The following is a 16,196-nucleotide window of genomic DNA, read 5'->3' on the forward strand; positions in this document are numbered from 1 at the left end:
CTTTACCCCTTCTTTCTTTTACCCTGTTTCTTACTGTCCTGATTTGCCTGTGCTGCCTTTAGTGCTGATTCATATTGTGTAGGTTCTCTTAAAGACCTCTTTAGTGCTTCCTTATTAGATTTCCCTGAACTACGGCTTGCAGCAAGGAACTGTCTTTGCTTCTCATTGATATAACGTGCCACATCAATATTGCAGGATGTAAGTGTACAGCCATAGATAATCTTCTTCTCACCTACTGTAACCTTTCTTACAATATTTCCAATAAGGCTTATACCTGTCTTCATATCATTAAACACCAGTCTTACAGGAAGATTCTCTGCATCTATATCTTCAATTTCAACAAATGAGAAACCATTCTCACTTATATCCTTAAGAATAACATTAACAGCTTTCTTATTAGAACCTATCTGGACAACCGCTCCCAGACCAAGAAACAACCTAAACGACTCTCTTCGGTTCATCTCAAATCCTTCCCCTGATGCAACTATCTTGTATACATTCTTTCCATTATTCTGGACAGTCGTTATTCCGACACCTTTCCATACTATAGGATTCTTTTCTTCTCTTAAATATATTAAATTAACCATCAAATGCCCTTCACTATTAAATGATAGTATCTTACCATCTATCCTTATCGGCTGGGCATATATATAATTCACTCCTGATTCTACACACTGTGAGTGAAATTCCAACTTTCTTTCCTTAAGACTGACCTCAATAGTTAAATTACCTTCAGCCGGAACTTCCTTAATTATCATTAATCATCTCCAGAAATATATAAATATCCATATATTCAATTAAACGTAATCAAAAATATTTAATTTAATAATAACATTTTTCACTCTTATTGAAAAGTTGTTTTTTGACATTTTAGACAACATTTTAGACATTTTCCACACATTCTATTGGAATTTCCTATTACATAAAATAAAGACTGCTAATATATACTAACATACCAGCAGCCTTTTTATCATAAACACATATAACCATAAAATGATATATAATCATCTAATGGCTACGCTATATTGTTATTATTCCTCGTCCTCAATTGGCTCGTCCCAATTGTGGTATACATTCTGAACATCATCTTCTTCATCAAGAAGTGCTAATATTCTTCTCATCTTCTTAATATCATCTTCTGATGTGAGCTCTACCATTGTCTGTGGAATCATTGTAACTTCTGCTGAAGCAAATGTAATTCCTTCGTTAGAAAGTGCATCACTTACTGTGCCAAAATCATCTGGAGCTGTAGTAATCTCATAGCTGTCTTCTTCTTCATTGAAGTCATCTGCACCTGCATCAAGGGCAATCATCATAAGATCATCTGCATCCTTATCACAATCTTCCTTAGCAACGATAATCTGTCCCTTATTATCGAACATAAATGATACACAGCCAGGTGTTCCTACATTACCGCCACCCTTAGTGAATGCATTTCTGATGTTAGAAGCAGCTCTGTTTCTATTGTCTGTTAATGCCTCAACTATAATAGCTGTTCCGTTAGGACCATATCCTTCATATGTAACTGATTCAAAGTTAGACATATCTGTACTTGCAGCCTTCTTAATAGCTCTTTCAATTGTATCATTAGGCATATTAGCAGCCTTACACTTAGTAACAACCTGTCTTAACTTACTATTATTATTAACATCAGGTCCACCTTCTTTAACGGCAACCATAATCTCCTTACCAAGTCTTGTAAAAATCTTACCCTTAGCAGCATCATTTGCAGCTTTCTTATGGGCTATGTTAGCAAATTTTGAATGTCCTGACATTTTATTTCTCCTTTAATCTACTTATCTTCTTATTTCTAATCTAAAAATACACCGACAAATATTCTATCACTATCTGGCTGAATTTTCAAGCAATTTAGCAAATTCTTCAATAGGCATAGGTTTATAATAATAGTAGCCCTGTGCATACATACAGCCATTCTCCTTTAAGAAATCAGCCTGCTCTTTTGTCTCAACACCTTCTGCAATCATATCTATTCCAAGTTCATTAATCATTCTTATGACATTGCCAAGAAGTACTTTTCCTTTATCTGTTGCTATATCATCAACAAAGGTCTTGTCTATCTTAACTTCATCTACACGCTCGCTCTTTAACATTCCAAGAGAAGAATATCCCGAACCGAAATCGTCCATTGAGAACTTAAAGCCATATCCCTGCAATGACTGAACCTTCTTAAAAAGACTGCCCTCTTCCTTAGTAAACGCACTTTCTGTTATCTCTAGCGGAATATACTTAGGATCTATACCATATTCACCGGCCATATTCTTTAAATTCTCTGTGAACTTTTCCTGATATACATGCATTCTTGATACATTAACTGATATAGGAACCGGTTCAATACCTTTATCTTCCATCATCTTAATACAGGCACATACTTTGTTCCATATAAAATTATCCACATCAATTACATATCCATTCTTCTCAAGAACAGGTATGAACTGGTCAGGATATATCATCTCCTTATCGTTCTGCCATCTTACAAGTGCCTCTCCGCCAATAATATGCCCATTGTGCATATCAACCTTGGGCTGTACATATGCTTTTATGTAGTCATTCTTAAGTGCCGGAAGCACATCATTTTCTATCTTCTTCTCCAAAAGCATAGACTCACGCATAGCATTATCATAAAACTCATATGTCTTAAATACCTTGCCCTTAATCTTCTTAATCGCAAGATCTGCGTAATCACACATAAGGCTTACATCCATATTATTATGATTAATACATATTCCAAATGCGGGAAGAACTTTGCACTGTATATTATACTGGTCTATTCTACTCCTAATCGAGTTAACAATATCAATAAGCTCCTGCTTGTCATCAAATGATGTGCATAACACAAATATGTCAGCCCTGAAATGACCTGCAACACAGAATTCCCCCTCATAATCACAAAACAATCCTGATATGTACTTAAGCAGCTTATCCGCTTCTTCACGTCCACAGAACTCATTAACTGTCTTAAAATGGTATATATCCATTCTTATAACAGCGAACTTCTTATCACTGTTATTCTTCATAAGTTCATTAGCTTCATAAAAGAATGCCTTAATTCCATATAGACCTGTAAGTGGCGACTCATTCTTCTTAGCGTTAAGAGCAGCCATCTTCTTCAACGAATAAAGATATAATTCATCACTCATAATTTTAGAATTTGTAGTATTATCTTTAGTATTATCTCCCGCATTTCCCATATTAATCTCCGTTCCTACATCTTTCTATAAATGTATATCAAGATTACTTATTGCAAATTATATCATATTACATTAAAAAAAGCAAAAAATATTGTGATATTGCATAAATTTTATACCAATATCACAATATTTTGTATGCATTCTTATATTTTCTGCAAAAGCAGCAGAATTATATGTTAAAACACCACTTAATCTTAAAGATTAGCTTTAATCTTCTCAATCATAGCAGCATATTCTTCATCTGTAAGGTATTTCTTATCTGGATTCATAAGGAATACTCCACCCCATTCATATTCGTCCTTATACTTAGGACAAAGGTGGAAGTGAAGATGATGTCCTGTATCTCCATATGCACCATAGTTAACCTTATCTGGGTTAAACGCTTTCATAATTGCTCTTGCAACTCTTGCAACATCCTCAAAGTAAGCTGCTCTTTCTTCTGCTGTAAGCTCGTTCATATCACCTACATGCTTCTTATGCGCAACGATACATCTTCCCGGATGACTCTGCTCCTTGAAAAGATATACCTTAGATGTCTCTAATTCGCATATCTTAATACCGAACTTTGCAACAAGTTCACCTTCCATACAGTATGCACAATTCTGATCTACCATATCTGTATCCTCCTTATAATTAAAATCACTATAAATAACTAATAAGCAGTCAAGCCAGCAGGTCAAACTGCTTATCAGTTAATATCTTTATATATCAATTATTAAATGTCTGAACTATCAATTATTCAGCATCTTTGATGGAGAAGCTTATTCTTCCCATCTTATCCTTACCCATGCACTTACACTTGACAACGTCACCAAGAGTAAGAACATCTTCTACCATATTAATTCTTTCCTTAGAAATCTTAGAAATGTGAACCATTCCTTCCTTTCCAGGTGCGAACTCAACAAATGCACCGAATTCCTTAATACTTACAACTTTACCTTCGTATATCTTTCCTTCTTCAAATTCATCAACAATAGTTCTGATATACTTCATAGCCTTATCCATACCAGCCTGGTCAACACCACATACTGATACAAAGCCGTCATCTGTGATATCAATCTTAACACCACATTCTTCGATGATGGCATTGATAACCTTACCACGCTGTCCAACAACTTCACCAATCTTAGCCGGATCAATTGTAGTCTGGATAATCTTAGGTGCGAATTCACCTACAGTCTTTCTTGGTTCAGCGATAGCTGGCTTCATACAAGTATCCATAATGAAAAGTCTTGCTTCTCTTGTTCTTCTTATAGCTTCTTCTACGATAGGACGTGTAAGACCATGAATCTTAATATCCATCTGGATAGCTGTTATACCTTCTGTTGTACCAGTTACCTTAAAGTCCATATCTCCGAAGAAATCTTCAAGACCCTGAATATCTGTAAGAACAACATAATCATCATCTGTATCACCTGTTACAAGGCCACAAGAGATACCTGCAACCATACTCTTAATTGGAACACCAGCAGCCATAAGTGACATACAAGATGCACAAGTTGAAGCCATTGATGTAGAACCATTAGACTCGAATGTCTCTGATACAGCACGTATTGCATATGGGAATTCCTTTTCTGAAGGAAGTACTGGAATAAGTGCTCTCTCGGCTAAAGCTCCGTGTCCAATCTCTCTACGTCCTGGTCCTCTTGAAGGCTTTGTCTCACCTACGGAGTATGAAGGGAAATTGTAGTGATGTATATATCTCTTAGTTGTAACATTATCATCAAGTCCATCCACCTTCTGTGCTTCTGATAAAGGAGCAAGTGTTACAACGTCACATATCTGTGTCTGTCCTCTTGTAAACATAGCAGAACCATGAACTCTAGGAATGATATCAACCTCTGCTGAAAGCGGTCTTATCTGGTTGATTGCACGTCCATCAGGTCTCTTATGGTCTTTTAAGATCATCTTGCGGACAGTCTTCTTCTGATACTGGTAAAGAGCTTCACCAAGTAATGCGAGATATTCTTCATTATCAGCAAATGCTTCTTTCATCTTTTCCATTATCTCATCAATGTTCTTATCTCTTGTCTGCTTGTCATCTGTGAATACAGCAACTTCCATTTCTTCTGGAGATACTACCTGTTTCATAGCTTCAAACATCTCTGCTGGAATAGCACAGCTCTCATATGAGTGCTTTTCTTTTCCAACTTCTGATACAATCTTCTCAATAAATGCAATGATTGTCTGGTTGATATCGTGAGCCATATATATAGCTTCAATCATCTTGTCCTCTGGAATGATATTAGCACCGGCTTCAATCATAATAACCTTCTGCTTAGTAGAAGCTACTGTAAGCTGAAGATCACCTTCCTGCCACTGAGCCTGTGATGGGTTAATAATGAATTCTCCGTCAATCATACCAACCTGTGTCATAGCACAAGGACCGTCAAATGGAATATCTGATATACAAGTTGCAATAGAGGCTCCAATCATAGCAACAAGCTCTGGACGGCACTCTGGATCTACTGCCATAACCATATTATTAAGTGTAACATCATTACGGTAATCCTTAGGGAATAAAGGTCTCATAGGTCTGTCTATTACTCTTGATGTAAGAATAGCATTCTCAGAAGCCTTTCCCTCTCTCTTATTAAATCCGCCAGGTATCTTGCCTACGGCATACATCTTTTCTTCAAATTCAACACTTAATGGGAAGAAATCAATTCCTTCTCTTGGCTCCTTAGATGCAGTAGCTGTTGAAAGTACCACTGTATCACCATAGTGCATAAGAGCTGCTCCGTTAGCCTGTGCACATACTCTGCCGACATCAACTCTTAATGTTCTGCCAGCTAATTCCATTGTGTACTGTTTAAACATAAATTTCCTCGTTTCCGCCTGTTATGGCTTGCTTAATTGTATTAACAGAAAGTCCGAAACAACTCAAAAACCCACTTAATTAAGTACGCTTTTGAGTGGTCTCGGTGAAATCTTTCTGTTATTAGCTTAATAATAAGTAATTACTGCCTGATTTGCAAGCATATTACCAAAAGAAAAAGGCGAAGTTATACAACTCCGCCATAAATAATTAATTACTTTCTGATTCCTAAACGTTCGATTAAGTTTCTGTAACTTTCGATGTCGTTCTTCTTTAAGTAAGAAAGTAAAGCTCTTCTCTTACCAACCATCTTTAAAAGACCTCTTCTTGAGTGATGATCCTTCTGGTTAATCTTTAAATGTTCTGTTAATTCAGCAATTCTTTCTGTTAAGATTGCAATCTGAACTTCTGGAGAACCTGTATCTCCTGCTTTTCTTCCGTAATTAGCAATAATTTCTGCTTTCTTTTCCTTAGATATCATTGTTGATTCCTCCTAAATATTAATCACCTGCCACCAAGCCTGGGGTCGGAGTGTCCCGTATCTGAGTGACGGCTCATACGTTGATAATATATCATAACACCAATATGAAATCAAGTGGATTTACAAAATAATTTCAAGATTTCAAGACATTTTCAAAATTTAATTTTAATTTAATTTTATCAAAATCACTTCAAAAATATCTTTTCAAAAACAATCTCAAAATATTTCCATTTATCTTTTATTGTATAAGAAACATCTCTTTAGCAAAGCTTGCATCACTTTCCATCTGCTTCTTTAATGCCTCAACATTTTCAAACTTCATTTCCTGCCTTAAGAAATGATAAAGTGCCACCTCAACCCTGTTTCCGTATACATCTTTATCAAAGTCAAATACATTAGTCTCAACGCTCACTTCATATCCATCACTTATTGTCGGCTTAGTACCAAGATTAGTAACACCATAATACCAGACACCATCTATTAATATTCTGGATGCATACACTCCGTTCGGTGGAAGAAGCTTAATCTCTGTAGGATATACATTAATGGTAGGTATCTCTAACTTCCTGCCAAGCTGGTTACCCTTGGCAACAATTCCTGTTATCGAATAAGGTCTGTTAAGGAGCACATTGACTGTCTCCATATGACCTAACTTTAATTCTTCCCTTACATATGTACTGCTTATATCTTTATCCTGAAACTTCTCTTTCTCTACAACAATGGTTTCATAGCCATATTTAGCTGCATTACTTATAAGAAATTCCACATTGCCGCTTCTATCCCTGCCAAAGCAATAATCAGTTCCAACGACAATTACCTTTGCTTTCAATTTATTAATCAATATATCACTTACGAATTCTTCTGGTTCCATATTCATAAGTGTTGTAGTAAATGGATACTCAACCTCGACATCTATTCCATAATTCTCGCATAACATTCTTCTCTCCGAATTAGTAGATAAAAAATGCTGGTTCTTCTGAGGACAGATACTAAGCGGAATTCTGTCAAATGTAAACATAACCGACAAAAGTCCCTGTTCCTCTGCTTTCTCTTTAACTATGGATATAAGCTTCTGATGTCCAAGATGAACACCATCAAACTTGCCAAGCGTTACAGCGCTGGACCTTTCCAGCTTGAAATCCTCCGTTCCGTGTATGTATTCCATACTGGTCTACACCGCCTTTCAGGTACATCATTTATCCTTCATAAAACATCTTCTCAAGGACAAACTGTCCCGCAATATACTGATATATGCCAACAAATGTATTGCCAGAATCATATATCCTGAATTTCTCCATATCAAGAAACTCACAATCTTCATTAACAACCGCTTCTAAAGGAAGCTTATTGCCATTATACAAAAGCTTGTTGTAAGCTTCATCTACTGTAAGTCTGGTATATGACGGAAACATAGAATCAATGCTGATAATATGTTCTTCCATCTCTCCCTTAATCATATAAGCTGCTATCTGATTAAGTGTAAGAGTATCATCAATAAGAAAATCCCCCACTCTTGTTCTTATAAGCTCCATCATACAAGCTCCACAGCCAAGTTTCTCTCCTATATCCTGACACAACGTCCTTATATAGGTTCCTTTGGAGCAGTCTACAGTAATTGTAACCGTCTTAATATCATCTTCAAGGTTAATATCATTAACCCTCAAAGAATTAATCTTTATACGGCGCGTTTTTCTCTCAACCTCTACCCCTGCTCTTGCAAGCTCATAAAGCTTCTTTCCATTAACCTTAAGTGCCGAATACATTGGGGGAATCTGATCATATTCTCCCTCAAAGCTGCTGCAAACTTCCAATATCTGTCTTTTAGTGACATTAACCTCTCTTGTCTTAAGAACAGTTCCCGATGTATCCTGAGTATCAGTAACTGTACCAAGAAGCATTACAGCCTCATAGGTCTTAGTCCAGTCTGTAATCATGGAACACAGACCCGTTCCTTTACCAAGACACACCGGAAGCACGCCAACTGCATCAGGGTCAAGTGTACCGGTATGACCTATTTTTTTCATATGAAGAATTCCACGAAGTTTTGCAACCACATCGTGTGATGTGAAACCTTTTTCTTTGTATACATTAATAATTCCGTTCATACCAACTTAACCTTTCTTAGTGATTACTCCTGTGCATACTGCTGTTCAATCATTTCGCCTATTCTGTTGACGATTTCATATACAGTGCCTTTAGCATTAAAGCCGGCAGCCCTTATATGTCCGCCGCCGCCAAAGCAGGCAGCTATCCTGCTTACATCAATCTCTTTCTTAGAACGAAGACTTACCTTATATTCATTATCGCCTGTTTCATATAAGAATATTGCAACTTCAACTCCATCAGTAAGCCTTAACTGTTCAATAATTCCTCCGAGCTCCCTGCCAGTAACTCCATAGAAATCCATTTCATCTCTTGTCACGCTTGAGAATATACATTTTCCGTCATAAAAAAGCACGCTTTCAAGAAGCGCCCTTCCAAGAATCTGGTTCTGTACATAAGACTTCTTATAAAAGCTATTATCTATTATATCAGAATAATCTATTCCCATCTGCATCATCTTTCCTGCTATCTCCATAGTGTGGAGTGATGTGCAGCTATATTTGAATACACCTGTATCGTGTATAATACCTGTGTATATACATTCAGCAGTATTCCTGCTTACTTTACCGGCATCAAATGTGTCATAAAGCACTTCACACGCTGAACTCGCTGTTGGAATAACATTATTAACATCTGCAAAACTGTCATTACTTATATGATGATCTATACATATAGTCTTATCCGCATTCTTAAAGCCGTCTGCGAATGGCTCTATTCTGTCTATTGAACTGCAATCAAGAACAATAAATGCATCAAACTTCTTATCCGGCTCAATAACATTTTTTATAGCATCAAAACCATTAAGATATGATAATTTGTCTGATGGCTGTTCAAGATAAACATTTACATCTATATCTGGTGCATTATCCTTTAAATAATTATACAGACCAAGCACTGAACCTGTGCAGTCACCATCTGGTCTTATATGCCCTGTTATACCAACTACTTTTGCAGCACCTAACTCTTCAATAATATTCATATATTACACCTTCTTACTTATTATGACTATCACTATCTTTCTGTGTAACTTCGTCTATAAGCTTAGACATATTAATTCCGTACTCAATTGACTGGTCAAGAATGAACTTGATTTCTGGTGTATTTCTTAAATTCACTGTTCTAGCAAGTTCTCTTCTTATATAGCCTTCCGCACTCTTAAGTCCTGTAATAGTGTCCTTTTGTGACTGCTCATCGCCAAGTACACTTATATATGCCTTACAAGTCTTTAAATCTGGTGCGACCTCAACAGATACAACCGATGTCATCGGATTGATTCTTGGGTCTTTGATTTCACTACGGATTATATTGCTTAGCTCTTTTAATACTTCCCCATTAATGCGGGTATTCTTAACACTATTTTTACGCATATACTCCTACTTTCTAATATATAATTATATCACTGTCAAAACCATATAGTCCAGAAAATTCAATTTTCTGGACTATCGGATAACTCTATCTAGGTACTTCTACCATTATATGAGCTTCTACAAGATCGCCTTCCTGAATCTGGCCAAAGTTCTCAAATACCATACCACATTCAGAACCGCCCTTAACTTCCTTAACATCATCCTTGAAATGCTTAAGTGTAGCGATAGGACCTTCGTATATCTGCTCTTTATCTCTTGTAATTCTTACAATTGAATCCTTAGTAATTCTACCCTCTGTAACGATAGCACCGGCAATATTACCAACACCAGAAGCCTTGAATATCTGTCTTATCTCAGCATGACCGATAATCTTTTCCTCATATATAGGCTCAAGCATACCCTTAAGAGCTGCCTCAACATCTTCAATTGCATTGTAGATTACACTGTAAAGTCTTAAATCAACCTTTTCTCTCTCAGCAACTATTCTCGCCTGATTATCAGGCTTAACATTAAAGCCGATGATAATAGCATTAGAAGCAGAAGCTAACACAACGTCTGACTCATTAATATTACCAACGCCGCCATGGATAACCTTAACGATAACTTCTTCATTAGAAAGCTTAACAAGACTCTGCTTAACAGCCTCGACTGAACCCTGTACATCAGCCTTGATAATAAGGTCGAGTTCCTTCATATTACCAGCCTGAATCTGCTCGAACAATGCATCAAGTGATACTTTATGCTTAGTATCATCAAGAAGCTTCTTCTTGCCTTCTGCAATAAATGTATCAGCAATATTTCTTGCTTCCTTCTCACTCTCTGTAGCCATAATAATTTCACCAGCATTAGGAACATCATTAAGACCGAGAATCTCTACAGGCATAGATGGAGTAGCTTCCTTAACTCTTCTTCCAGTATCATCAATCATAGCTCTTATCTTACCATAACAAGAACCTGCAGCAACTGCATCACCAACTCTTAATGTACCCTTCTGTACAAGGATAGTCGCAACTGGACCACGTCCTTTATCAAGCTCCGCTTCAATTACGATACCTCTTGCCTTACGGTTAGGGTTAGCCTTTAACTCATTAACCTCTGCTGTAAGAAGAATCATCTCAAGAAGTTCGTCAATACCTTCCTTAGTGTGAGCTGATACTGGAACAAATGTAGTTGAACCACCCCAGTCTTCTGCGATAAGTTCATATTCTGTAAGTTCCTGCTTAACCTTCTCGATATTAGCATTAGGCTTATCAATCTTATTAACAGCAACGATAATTTCAACGCCCGCTGCCTTAGCGTGGTTAATAGCTTCGATTGTCTGTGGCATAACGCCATCATCAGCTGCTACTACAAGAATAGCAATATCTGTAGCCTGTGCACCACGCATACGCATAGCTGTAAACGCTTCGTGTCCAGGAGTATCAAGGAATGTAATCTTCTGTCCATCGACATCCACCATATAAGCACCGATCTTCTGTGTAATACCGCCTGATTCCTTAGCTGTTACATGTGTTTCCCTGATTGCATCAAGTAAAGATGTCTTACCGTGGTCAACGTGTCCCATAACACAGACAACTGGTGGTCTTGCAACCATATCGTCCTCTGACTCTTCATCTTCCTTAAGAAGTTCTGCAATAACATCAACCTTAACTTCGTGGTCACATATGCAGTTGAACTCAAGTGCTATTTCTTCTGCTGTATCATAATCAACTTCCTGGTTAATTGTTACAACCTTGCCCTGTAAGAAAAGCTTCTTAACAATTGCAGATGGCTGAACCTTCATCTTATCAGCAAGTTCCTTGATAGTAAGGCTGTCTGGTAAAATGAGCTGCTTAATTGTCTCTTCTTCCTTCTTCTCCTGCTTTGGAGCCGGTTTCTTCTCTAACTTGCTGTTAGCAAATTTAAGATTTTCCTTTGCCTCATTATCTTTCTTTCTGTCATTCTTTCTTGAATCATTCTTTCTTGAGTCTGGTCTTCTTGAATCTGGCTTTGTCTCAAAAATGAAATCGTCCTTAGGTGCTGAAGAACCTCTGTCATTTCTTCTCTGACCAGAGAATCCCTGACCATCTCTTCCTGAGCGTCCGCCGTTCTGGCCGTTATTATCCCTGTTCTGGTAACCGCCATTACGGTCATTGTTTCGATCGTTTCTATAACCGCCGTTATTACGGTCATTTCTATAACCATCTCTGTTCTGGCCGTTATTGTCCCTGTTCTGGTAGCCGCCATTACGGTCATTGTTTCGATCATTTCTATAACCGCCGTTGTTTCGATCATTTCTATAACCATCTCTGTTCTGGCCATTATTATCCCTGTTCTGGTAACCGCTATTACGGTCATTGTTTCTATCGTTTCTATAACCGCCGTTGTTTCGGTCATTTCTATAACCATCTCTGTTCTGGCTGCTATTGTCCCTGTTCTGGTAACTGCCAGAACGGTCATTGTTTCTATCGTTTCTATAACCGCCGTTGTTTCGGTCATTTCTATAACCATCTCTGTTCTGGCCGTTATTGTCCCTGTTCTGGTAACTGCCAGAACGGTCATTGTTTCGATCATTTCTATAACCGCCATTATTACGGTCATTTCTATAACCATCTCTGTTATTTCTATTCTGGTTATTATCTCTATTATTATTTCTATCTCTTGAATCAGTCTTCTGGCTGTTCTGTGGGAAGTACACCTGAGAAATGTGCTTCTTATCTACATCCTTAGATGTGTTTGCTGCTTTAGTATCCTGTGTATTCTGTTCTGACTTATTACCAGTCTTATCCTGTGCCTTAATATTCTTATTCTCCTCTGATTTCACTTGTTTTTCTTCTGCCTTTTTAGGTCCTGATTTATTAGCTGTATTTCCAGCTGCTTTTGTAAACTTGCTCTTTACACTGTTTATTTCACTTTCACCAAGTCCGCTCATAGCTGTATATTTCTTGTCAGCATTGCTTAACATATCAGTTATCGCTTTTGATGAAATATTTAATTCTTTCGCCAACTCATGAACTCTCATATTTGCCATTTAACCTCTTTTCCAATACAGGAATAATATTTCTGTATTATTTACACCGATTATCTCTAATCTTGTTTAAAATGTTTCTCAATACTATTCTTAAACCCTTCATCAAGGATTGCGAGTGATGCTCTGAATTCTTTACCTATAGCATGCCCTAAGTCATCCTTATTGCTAAAGAAATACACTGGCACTTTATAATATTCACACATATTCTTAAAATTCTTTTTGGTATTATCAGATGAATCATCTGCTACTATTACCATATATGCCTTATGCTCTTTTACAGCCTTTTCAGTAGAGAACTCACCGCTTGCTACTTTTCCAGCCTTCTGTGCAAGACCTATCATTGATAATGCTCTTTTATTGTCCAAGATTATTCATCTCCTTTTCTAACTCATCATAAACAGATGCATCAACAGCCATCTTAAAAGCTCTTTCAAGTCCTCTTGACTTTCTTGCTTTCTTAAGACACTCTGCATCAGGACATATATACGCCCCTCTTCCGTTCTTCTTGCCTGTTATATCTATTATTATCTGTTCATCCTGAGTCTTTAATATCCGTATAAGCTGCTTTTTGTCTTTCATCTCATTACAGCCTATACACTGTCTTTGTGGAATCTTCTTTACTGCTGCCAAACTATCACTCTCCAATAATATTATTCTTCTACAACTTCTGTGTCAGAGGCTGCATCTTCGTTATAGTCTTCATTCAATGACATTACATTATCTGCCTGATTGTCATCATATCCTTCACTGTCTTCACCATATACGATTTCTGCGTTGTCTTTATCCATATCAGCAAATGCTTCTGGATCAGCTTCGCTCTTAATATCAATTCCGTAACCTGTAAGCTTAGCTGCAAGTCTTACATTCTGTCCTGACTTACCGATTGCAAGTGATAACTGCTGTTCTGAAACAATTATCTTAGCCTTCTTCTCTTCTTCATCTGCTACTGCTGATACAACCTTTGCCGGGCTTAAAGCATTAACGATTAACTGTGCTGGATTGTCATCCCACTCAACAATATCAATCTGTTCATTGCCAAGTTCATTAACGATATTCTTAACCCTCGCACCGTTAATACCTACGCACGCACCAACTGGATCTACATGAGGAACATTAGCTCTTACAGCCATCTTAGTTCTTGAACCTGCTTCTCTTGCGATAGCCATAATCTCAACTGTGCCGTCTTTAATCTCTGTAACTTCTTCTTCAAAAAGCTTTTTTACAAGTTCCTGTGACTTTCTTGAAATCTTAACTGATAAACCGCTTCTTTCTCTGTTGCTTACGCTTGCAACATATACCTTAATTCTGTCTCCGCATTTGAACTGCTTATCCTTAAAGTTATCATCTGCCTTAAGAACCGCCTGTGTTCTTCCAATATCAATAGTCATATCACCATTGTCGTTAATTCTCTGTACAACACCTGTAACGATTTCCTTCTCCTTAGCGTGAAGCTCGTTGTAGAGTGCATTCTTTTCCTGTTCTCTTATAGTCTGAACAATTGTATTCTTGGCATTCTTAGCTGCTTTTCTTGAGAATTCTTCTGACTTTACTTCTATAGTAATAACATCACCAAGCTGACAGGCCGGCTTAATCTTTCTTGCATCTGCAAGTGCGATTTCTGTACCAGATACATACTTTCCTTTCTTAGTATCAAGGAACTCTGGAACTTCTACTTCTTCAACTACAGTTCTGTCTGAATAAATGTGGAAATCACCTGTTCTTCTGTCAAGTACTACCCTGCCATTATCTGCCTTGTCAAATTCAGCCTTATATTCGTCCATTAATGACTTTTCTATAGCATCAAACATAATCTCTTTGTCGATTCCATTTTCTTTCTCTAAGGCTTCAATCGCAAGTATCAATTCTTTATTCATCTTCTTATCCTCCATTATTAACGACTTTAGTTATATATCTATTCAACATATGCCCATCTAATCATTGCAAGATTGCTTCTCTCAATCTTTATAAGATTATCATCAATCTCTATTGTAATGTTGTCTTTATCGTATTCCTTAAGAACGCCTGTATATTCCTTTAAGCCTTCAACAGCTTTGTAAAGCTTAATATCTATAAGTTTCCCAATACTCTTTGCATAATCCTTCTCTTTCTTTAAAGGTCTTGTAAGTCCCGGTGAACTCACTTCAAAAATGTACTGGTCAGTAATATAGTTCTCCTTATCAAGTATCTCATTAAAAGCTCTGCTTACAGCCTGACAGTCATCAATTGTAACTCCACCTTCTTTATCTATGTAGACACGCAGATACCAGTCCTGACCCTCTTTAATGTAATCCACATCAAAAAGTTCTACATTATTAGCTTCAACAATTGGCATTATAAGCTTTTCTGTCTTAGCTTCATAATCTTCTCTCTTACCCATTACTACCTCTTTCTTTTAATAATATTCAGTTTTCATTCTGCATTAATCAAACAATAATTATATTGCAAAAACGAAAGAGTGGACATAAAGCCCACTCTTTCGAATCAATTATAACGCAGAATAGCTTATAGGGGAGTCGAACCCCTGTCTTCGCCGTGAGAGGGCGACGTCTTAACCACTTGACCAATAAGCCATATCTTAAGTCTTGCTTTGTGTTAGCTGCTATCGCAAAGCACTTCATTATAATACACGACCCAGTGTAATTCGTCAAGCACTTTTTTGAAAAATTTTTGAAAAAATTTTAAAAAATCCAAAAACAAATCCTTATAGGTGCTATAAGCCGCTAAAACGCTGGGTTCATGTCTTACAAATATTTTTATTTAAGCTTGCTGTATTGCTTCATTTGATGCTCCGATAGGAAATACCATTTCTTTTGCGTGTGCTCTCATAGCTTCATCTTCATAAGGCAAATCACCTTCATTTACATTCCACACTTCCTTGGCAAGATTAAATACTGCCCACGCTTTTGGCCAGCCTGCGTAAAATGCAACGTGTGTTATAACAGCCGCAATTTCCTTCTGGGTTACGCCGTGTGCCTTGGCATTCTGTAAATGGAACTTAAGCGAAGAATCTGTTATTCCCATAGACATAAGCGAAACTACCGTTATAATGCTTCTTGTCTTTACATCAATATCCTGATTGTTCCAATTCTCACCAAAAAGCACATCGTCATTAAAATGTGCAAACTGTGGAGCATATTCTCCTAAAGCTGTTCTTCCTGCTGTCTGTACTATTTTACCCATAACAATCCTCTTTTCTATATTTCTCTAA

At 37.2% G+C, this 16,196-nt stretch carries 16 protein-coding genes and 1 tRNA gene; all 17 read right to left on the reverse strand.

Translation table 11 applies throughout. The annotated features are described in order from the left end of the window. Nucleotides 1–2: 2 nt before the first annotated feature. The 17 genes from C7390_RS01790 to C7390_RS01870 all read right to left on the reverse strand — a co-directional run bounded on the left by C7390_RS01790 (nucleotide 3) and on the right by C7390_RS01870 (nucleotide 16,168). Nucleotides 3–758, reverse strand: coding sequence for a PilZ domain-containing protein (locus tag C7390_RS01790; protein ID WP_116443499.1), 756 nt, complete (start codon nucleotides 756–758; stop codon nucleotides 3–5). Between the two features lie 273 nt (nucleotides 759–1,031). Next, a complete protein-coding gene (locus tag C7390_RS01795) occupies nucleotides 1,032–1,775 on the reverse strand; it encodes a YebC/PmpR family DNA-binding transcriptional regulator (protein WP_022502031.1) in 744 nt (247 codons plus the stop codon). A gap of 69 nt (nucleotides 1,776–1,844) precedes the next feature. Next, nucleotides 1,845–3,209: a putative bifunctional diguanylate cyclase/phosphodiesterase gene (locus C7390_RS01800; RefSeq protein ID WP_116443500.1), complete on the reverse strand. Its 1,365-nt coding sequence runs from the start codon at nucleotides 3,207–3,209 to the stop codon at nucleotides 1,845–1,847. Nucleotides 3,210–3,403: 194 nt separating this feature from the next. Further along, the gene (locus C7390_RS01805) at nucleotides 3,404–3,823 is read right to left on the reverse strand and encodes an HIT family protein (RefSeq protein ID WP_022502033.1); all 420 of its coding nucleotides are present in this window, start codon (nucleotides 3,821–3,823) and stop codon (nucleotides 3,404–3,406) included. Between the two features lie 121 nt (nucleotides 3,824–3,944). After that, on the reverse strand, nucleotides 3,945–6,029 hold the full coding sequence (locus C7390_RS01810; RefSeq protein ID WP_022502034.1) for a polyribonucleotide nucleotidyltransferase: 2,085 nt from the start codon (nucleotides 6,027–6,029) through the stop codon (nucleotides 3,945–3,947). A 212-nt stretch (nucleotides 6,030–6,241) separates the two neighbouring features. Continuing rightward, the gene (rpsO, locus tag C7390_RS01815) at nucleotides 6,242–6,508 is read right to left on the reverse strand and encodes a 30S ribosomal protein S15 (protein ID WP_022502035.1); all 267 of its coding nucleotides are present in this window, start codon (nucleotides 6,506–6,508) and stop codon (nucleotides 6,242–6,244) included. A gap of 238 nt (nucleotides 6,509–6,746) precedes the next feature. Continuing rightward, on the reverse strand, nucleotides 6,747–7,673 hold the full coding sequence (locus C7390_RS01820) for a bifunctional riboflavin kinase/FAD synthetase (RefSeq protein ID WP_022502036.1): 927 nt from the start codon (nucleotides 7,671–7,673) through the stop codon (nucleotides 6,747–6,749). 31 nt (nucleotides 7,674–7,704) lie between these two features. Next, on the reverse strand, nucleotides 7,705–8,613 hold the full coding sequence (truB, locus tag C7390_RS01825) for a tRNA pseudouridine(55) synthase TruB (protein WP_116443501.1): 909 nt from the start codon (nucleotides 8,611–8,613) through the stop codon (nucleotides 7,705–7,707). Nucleotides 8,614–8,636: 23 nt separating this feature from the next. Then, nucleotides 8,637–9,590, reverse strand: a complete 954-nt coding sequence (locus tag C7390_RS01830; RefSeq protein WP_022502038.1) for a DHH family phosphoesterase — start codon at nucleotides 9,588–9,590, stop codon at nucleotides 8,637–8,639. A 13-nt stretch (nucleotides 9,591–9,603) separates the two neighbouring features. Beyond that, a complete protein-coding gene (gene rbfA / locus C7390_RS01835; protein WP_022502039.1) occupies nucleotides 9,604–9,978 on the reverse strand; it encodes a 30S ribosome-binding factor RbfA in 375 nt (124 codons plus the stop codon). Nucleotides 9,979–10,063: 85 nt separating this feature from the next. Next, nucleotides 10,064–12,988 (reverse strand): translation initiation factor IF-2, encoded by a 2,925-nt coding sequence (gene infB, locus C7390_RS01840; RefSeq protein WP_116443502.1) that lies wholly within the window; start codon nucleotides 12,986–12,988, stop codon nucleotides 10,064–10,066. A 56-nt stretch (nucleotides 12,989–13,044) separates the two neighbouring features. Beyond that, nucleotides 13,045–13,353 carry a L7Ae/L30e/S12e/Gadd45 family ribosomal protein gene (locus C7390_RS01845; RefSeq protein WP_022502041.1) on the reverse strand — a complete coding sequence of 103 codons (309 nt, stop codon included), beginning with the start codon at nucleotides 13,351–13,353 and terminating at the stop codon, nucleotides 13,045–13,047. After that, nucleotides 13,343–13,618 (reverse strand): RNase P modulator RnpM, encoded by a 276-nt coding sequence (gene rnpM / locus C7390_RS01850; protein WP_022502042.1) that lies wholly within the window; start codon nucleotides 13,616–13,618, stop codon nucleotides 13,343–13,345. Before rnpM ends, C7390_RS01845 begins: the two co-directional genes overlap by 11 nt. A gap of 20 nt (nucleotides 13,619–13,638) precedes the next feature. Then, a complete protein-coding gene (gene nusA / locus C7390_RS01855; protein ID WP_116443503.1) occupies nucleotides 13,639–14,862 on the reverse strand; it encodes a transcription termination factor NusA in 1,224 nt (407 codons plus the stop codon). Nucleotides 14,863–14,900: 38 nt separating this feature from the next. Next, nucleotides 14,901–15,365, reverse strand: a complete 465-nt coding sequence (locus tag C7390_RS01860) for a ribosome maturation factor RimP (protein ID WP_116443504.1) — start codon at nucleotides 15,363–15,365, stop codon at nucleotides 14,901–14,903. Between the two features lie 121 nt (nucleotides 15,366–15,486). After that, nucleotides 15,487–15,558, reverse strand: a tRNA-Glu gene (locus C7390_RS01865). Nucleotides 15,559–15,745: 187 nt separating this feature from the next. Beyond that, nucleotides 15,746–16,168, reverse strand: a complete 423-nt coding sequence (locus C7390_RS01870) for a carboxymuconolactone decarboxylase family protein (RefSeq protein ID WP_318295498.1) — start codon at nucleotides 16,166–16,168, stop codon at nucleotides 15,746–15,748. Nucleotides 16,169–16,196: the final 28 nt, after the last annotated feature.

The organism is Bacteroides galacturonicus (assembly GCF_003096855.1).
GTDB classification, from domain to species: Bacteria; Bacillota; Clostridia; order Lachnospirales; family Lachnospiraceae; genus Lachnospira; species Lachnospira rogosae.